2 tRNA genes and 3 rRNA genes are annotated in these 5,654 nt (G+C 49.1%); all 5 read right to left on the bottom strand.

The window, feature by feature from the left end:
• Positions 1-9: 9 nt before the first annotated feature.
• Positions 10-123: ribosomal RNA gene (rrf, locus tag A7981_RS11660) — 5S ribosomal RNA — on the bottom strand.
• A gap of 194 nt (positions 124-317) precedes the next feature.
• A 23S ribosomal RNA gene (locus A7981_RS11655) occupies positions 318-3,209 on the bottom strand.
• A 350-nt stretch (positions 3,210-3,559) separates the two neighbouring features.
• Positions 3,560-3,635: transfer RNA gene (locus A7981_RS11650), tRNA-Ala, on the bottom strand.
• Positions 3,636-3,652: 17 nt separating this feature from the next.
• Positions 3,653-3,729, bottom strand: a tRNA-Ile gene (locus tag A7981_RS11645).
• Positions 3,730-3,833: 104 nt separating this feature from the next.
• A 16S ribosomal RNA gene (locus A7981_RS11640) occupies positions 3,834-5,376 on the bottom strand.
• The 16S, 23S and 5S rRNA genes sit together here with 2 tRNA genes alongside, the layout of an rRNA operon.
• Positions 5,377-5,654: the final 278 nt, after the last annotated feature.

Raw genomic sequence — 5,654 nt, 5'->3', positions numbered from 1 at the left:
TTAATAAGAGCCTGGCGGTGACCTACTTTCGCATGCGAAGAGCATACTATCATTGGCGCAGAATCGTTTCACGGCCCTGTTCGAGATGGGAAGGGGTGGGTCCAATTCGCTATGGCCGCCAGACATAACCGGTAGTGCCTGAAGTGTTTAGGCTTCAAGCCCTGTAATCTGTCGTGATCCCAGCAATTCAGGATCAGTCTTAAACAAATAGAAGAAGTAAAGTTTTGTTAGGTAATTCTTGATTGCGTTGCTTTAGAAATAACCTTTTCGCTTTTGTGTCCTGCTTTTCAGCACGGTCACTCAAGTCTTAAGGTTATAGGATCAAGCCTCACGAGCAATTAGTATCAGTTAGCTTAACGCATTACTGCGCTTCCACACCTGACCTATCAACGTCCTGGTCTCGAACGACTCTTTAGCGAGCTTAAAGCTCGGGGAAGTCTCATCTTGAGGCAAGTTTCACGCTTAGATGCTTTCAGCGTTTATCTCTTCCGGATTTAGCTACCCGGCTATGCCATTGGCATGACAACCGGTCCACCAGAGATCCGTCCACTCCGGTCCTCTCGTACTAGGAGCAGCCCCCCTCAAACTTCCAACGCCCACGGCAGATAGGGACCAAACTGTCTCACGACGTTTTAAACCCAGCTCACGTACCACTTTAAATGGCGAACAGCCATACCCTTGGGACCGGCTACAGCCCCAGGATGTGATGAGCCGACATCGAGGTGCCAAACTCCCCCGTCGATATGAACTCTTGGGAGGAATCAGCCTGTTATCCCCAGAGTACCTTTTATCCGTTGAGCGATGGCCCTTCCATACAGAACCACCGGATCACTATGACCTGCTTTCGCACCTGCTCGACCTGTCCGTCTCGCAGTCAAGCAACCTTATGCCATTGCACTATCAGTACGATTTCCGACCGTACCTAGGTTACCTTCGCACTCCTCCGTTACTCTTTGGGAGGAGACCGCCCCAGTCAAACTGCCCACCATACACGGTCCCCGATCCAGATTATGGACCTAGGTTAGAACCTCAACAACATCAGGGTGGTATTTCAAGGTTGACTCCACAAGAACTAGCGTCCCTGCTTCAAAGTCTCCCACCTATCCTACACAAATCTTGTCAAAGTCCAATGTAAAGCTACAGTAAAGGTTCATGGGGTCTTTCCGTCTAGCCGCGGGTAGATTGCATCTTCACAAACATTTCAACTTCGCTGAGTCCCGAGAGGAGACAGTGTGGCCATCGTTACGCCATTCGTGCGGGTCGGAACTTACCCGACAAGGAATTTCGCTACCTTAGGACCGTTATAGTTACGGCCGCCGTTTACCGGGGCTTCAATCAAGAGCTTGCACCCCATCATTTAACCTTCCGGCACCGGGCAGGCGTCACACCCTATACGTCCACTTTCGTGTTTGCAGAGTGCTGTGTTTTTATTAAACAGTCGCAGCCACCTTTTCACTGCAACCCCATCGTGCTTCTAGAGCAAGTCTATACACACTACCGGGGCGCACCTTCTCCCGAAGTTACGGTGCTAATTTGCCGAGTTCCTTCTCCCGGGTTCTCTCAAGCGCCTTAGAATTCTCATCCTGCCCACCTGTGTCGGTTTGCGGTACGGTTTTTATGTAACTGAAGCTTAGTGGCTTTTCTTGGAAGCTTGGTATCAATCACTTCAGCACCGAAGTGCCTCGTTATCACGCCTCAGAATTGACCTCCCGGATTTGCCTAAGAGATCTCCCTACACGCTTGAACCACCTATTCCAACAGATGGCTGACCTAACCTTCTCCGTCCCCACATCGCATTACATAAAAGTACAGGAATATTAACCTGTTTCCCATCAGCTACGCATTTCTGCCTCACCTTAGGGGCCGACTCACCCTGCGCCGATGAACGTTGCGCAGGAAACCTTGGGCTTTCGGCGAGGGAGCTTTTCACTCCCTTTATCGCTACTCATGTCAGCATTCGCACTTCTGATACCTCCAGCATCCCTCACAGGACACCTTCGCAGGCCTACAGAACGCTCTCCTACCATGCATACATTATAAATAATGCAGCATCCGAAGCTTCGGTTACGTGCTTAGCCCCGTTACATCTTCCGCGCGGGACGACTCGACCAGTGAGCTATTACGCTTTCTTTAAAGGATGGCTGCTTCTAAGCCAACCTCCTGGCTGTCTGTGCCTTCCCACTTCGTTTTCCACTTAGCACGTCATTTGGGACCTTAGCTGTCGGTCTGGGTTGTTTCCCTCTTGACCACGGACGTTAGCACCCATGGTCTGTCTCCCGTAATTGAACTTCTCAGTATTCGGAGTTTGCAATGAGTTGGTAAGTTCTTATGAACCCCCTAGTCATAACAGTGCTCTACCCCCAAGAGTTATATACGAGGCACTACCTAAATAGTTTTCGGAGAGAACCAGCTATTTCCAAGTTTGTTTAGCCTTTCACCCCTATCCACAGCTCATCCCCAAATTTTTCAACATTTGTGGGTTCGGACCTCCAGTACCTGTTACGGCACCTTCATCCTGGCCATGGATAGATCACTTGGTTTCGGGTCTACACCCAGCAACTATCGCCCTATTCGGACTCGCTTTCGCTGCGCCTCCCCTATCGGTTAAGCTTGCTACTGAATGTAAGTCGCTGACCCATTATACAAAAGGTACGCAGTCACGGAACAAGTCCGCTCCCACTGTTTGTATGCATACGGTTTCAGGATCTATTTCACTCCCCTCCCGGGGTTCTTTTCGCCTTTCCCTCACGGTACTGGTTCACTATCGGTCGATTACGAGTATTTAGCCTTGGAGGATGGTCCCCCCATGTTCAGACAGGATTTCTCGTGTCCCGCCCTACTTGTCGTTATCCTAGTTCCACAAACGGGTTTTCGTATAAGGGGCTATCACCCTCTATGGCCGGACTTTCCATTCCGTTCTACTAACGCATCTGCTAAAAATAACAGGCTTTTCCGGTTTCGCTCGCCACTACTTCCGGAATCTCGGTTGATTTCTTTTCCTTCAGCTACTTAGATGTTTCAGTTCACTGAGTTCGCTTCTAAACTCCTATGTATTCAGAGTAAAGATACCCTTGCGGGTGGGTTTCCCCATTCGGACATTCCCGGATCAAAGCTTGTTTGCCAGCTCCCCGAGACTTTACGCAGGCTACCACGTCCTTCATCGCCTGTAATCGCCAAGGCATCCACCATATGCACTTATTCACTTGATCCTATAACGTTAAGACCTGAGCCCTTTTAAACTCAAATCTCGCGGCAGGGAGTAAATCTGCCAGTCATAGGTTTTCTAAAGCACTACATCACACCATGCCAAGTAAAGCATCGTGCAATTTTCAAACCTTGATTACTATCACTATGTTAGAGAACATAATGCAGAACTTCAGGATTGAAATATTTCGATTTTGCAATCAATTACTACCCATTTGAACACATCACACTCATCACAAATGCGTGTGTTCACTTTACTTCTTCCATTTTGTTAAAGAACAGTCTAGCTAATAAAAGCTAGAAGCAAAGATTGATCAATAATCAACACTTGCTTCTAACCTCTAAATCAAAGAGTTGGTGGAGGATGACGGGATCGAACCGACGACCCCCTGCTTGCAAAGCAGGTGCTCTCCCAGCTGAGCTAATCCCCCAATGTTTCAGGTGAATCTGGTGGGTCTGGTTGGACTCGAACCAACGACCCCCGCCTTATCAAGACGGTGCTCTAACCAGCTGAGCTACAGACCCTATAAGGTAAACAACGTTGCCGTCATTTTAGGTAGGCCAATCTTTGATGCGCTTCTTTGAACAACCGATAAGTGTGAATGCTTACAGACTAAGTATTTCTCTAGAAAGGAGGTGATCCAGCCGCACCTTCCGATACGGCTACCTTGTTACGACTTCACCCCAGTCATGAATCCCACCGTGGTAATCGTCCTCCTTGCGGTTAGACTAACTACTTCTGGTGGAACCCACTCCCATGGTGTGACGGGCGGTGTGTACAAGGCCCGGGAACGTATTCACCGCGACATGCTGATCCGCGATTACTAGCGATTCCGACTTCATGCAGTCGAGTTGCAGACTGCAATCCGGACTACGATCGGCTTTCTGGGATTGGCTCCCCCTCGCGGGTTGGCAACCCTCTGTACCGACCATTGTATTACGTGTGAAGCCCTGGCCATAAGGGCCATGAGGACTTGACGTCATCCCCACCTTCCTCCGGTTTGTCACCGGCAGTCCCATTAAAGTGCCCAACTAAATGATGGCAATTAATGGCAAGGGTTGCGCTCGTTGCGGGACTTAACCCAACATCTCACGACACGAGCTGACGACAGCCATGCAGCACCTGTGTCTACTTTCCCTTTCGGGCACCTAATGCATCTCTGCTTCGTTAGTAGCATGTCAAGGCCAGGTAAGGTTTTTCGCGTTGCATCGAATTAATCCACATAATCCACCGCTTGTGCGGGCCCCCGTCAATTCCTTTGAGTTTTAATCTTGCGACCGTACTCCCCAGGCGGTCTACTTCACGCGTTAGCTGCGTTACTAAGAGATTTTACTCTCCCAACAACTAGTAGACATCGTTTAGGGCGTGGACTACCAGGGTATCTAATCCTGTTTGCTCCCCACGCTTTCGTGCATGAGCGTCAGTGTTAACCCAGGGGGCTGCCTTCGCCATTGGTATTCCTCCACATCTCTACGCATTTCACTGCTACACGTGGAATTCTACCCCCCTCTGCTACACTCTAGCCTTGTAGTTTCAAACGCAGTTCCTAGGTTGAGCCCAGGGATTTCACATCTGACTTACAAAACAGCCTGCGCACGCTTTACGCCCAGTAATTCCGATTAACGCTCGCACCCTACGTATTACCGCGGCTGCTGGCACGTAGTTAGCCGGTGCTTCTTATCAAGGTACCGTCATCCTCACTCTTTATTAAAGAATAAGTTTTCTTTCCTTGCGAAAGAGCTTTACAACCCGAAGGCCTTCTTCACTCACGCGGAATGGCTGGATCAGGCTTTCGCCCATTGTCCAAAATTCCCCACTGCTGCCTCCCGTAGGAGTCTGGACCGTGTCTCAGTTCCAGTGTGGCTGGTCGTCCTCTCAGACCAGCTACTGATCGTCGCCTTGGTAGGCTTTTACCCCACCAACTAGCTAATCAGATATCGGCCGCTCTAATAACGTGAGGTCCGAAGATCCCCCACTTTCCCCCTCAGGGCGTATGCGGTATTAGCTATCCTTTCGGATAGTTATCCCCCATTACAAGGTACGTTCCGATATATTACTCACCCGTTCGCCACTCGCCACCAGAGAGCAAGCTCTCCGTGCTGCCGTTCGACTTGCATGTGTAAAGCATTCCGCCAGCGTTCAATCTGAGCCAGGATCAAACTCTTCAGTTTAAACCTAACTATTACTTAATTTTGACCCTCTTGCGAAGGTCTGTATGTCGCTTTTGCTTAATTCTCAAATGAATCTTAGGTATGTCATCTACACCATTACTGATGCAGACTATTACAAAGTTTTTCATTCAAGGTATAAGACTTATGGTTCTTGAGTATCAACTTAAATCAAAGATTTCGCACATCCCAACCAAAGTCAGGCAGCTCGTCCATCTAAGCCAATTTCACCCAATCCATAAGCACTCACACCTATCGATTGTCCAGTTTGTTAAAGAGCG

This window comes from Methylovorus sp. MM2, assembly GCF_001648895.1.
Taxonomy (GTDB): Bacteria; Pseudomonadota; Gammaproteobacteria; order Burkholderiales; family Methylophilaceae; genus MM1.
This window is presented reverse-complemented; position numbering and strand designations above follow the sequence as displayed.